We start from the raw sequence: 515 nt of genomic DNA on the forward strand, positions 1-515 counted from the left end.
GAGCTGCAGAAGCCGGCATCACGGGCTTTCAGATGATCAACGACGAGACGGTCGTTGATCTCGACCCCCAGTGGATCGTGGCCCCCGAAGGCAGTCCGGTCCCCGAGAACGAAGCGTACAACAGCACGACCGCGATCCAGGAGGGGAACGTCGTCCGCGTGAACACGAACTACCTCCAGCAGCCCGCGCCCCGTTCGGTTCTCGCGGCGGAGACGATTCTCGAAGCGGTTCATCCCGACGCCTACGAGGAATACCAGACGCTCCAGAGCCAGGCGGAGACGTCGGCTACGGAGTCGCCGACGACCGCGGCAGAGACAACGACAACGACGGCCGAGACTGACGCGCCCGCGACGACGTCGACCGACGCCCCCGGATTCGGTCTCTCGGTGTCAGTTGTCGCGCTCGCGGCCGCCGCACTCCTGGCGCTCCGTCGATAACCGCAACGCAGCCCTTTCGATTCCGTGCGGTGATAGGGGTTATCGTACGTCTCCATAGATGTCTCGCCGGACGGTACG

1 protein-coding gene is annotated in these 515 nt (G+C 64.9%); it reads left to right on the forward strand.

Features of this window, described 5'->3' with window-relative positions:
* Positions 1–437 (forward strand): PGF-CTERM sorting domain-containing protein (locus DEQ92_RS21895; protein WP_115821782.1); only part of this gene is annotated, 437 nt, incomplete at its 5' end.
* Positions 438–515: the final 78 nt, after the last annotated feature.

This window comes from Haloferax sp. Atlit-6N (assembly GCF_003383195.1).
Lineage (GTDB): Archaea > Halobacteriota > Halobacteria > Halobacteriales > Haloferacaceae > Haloferax > Haloferax gibbonsii.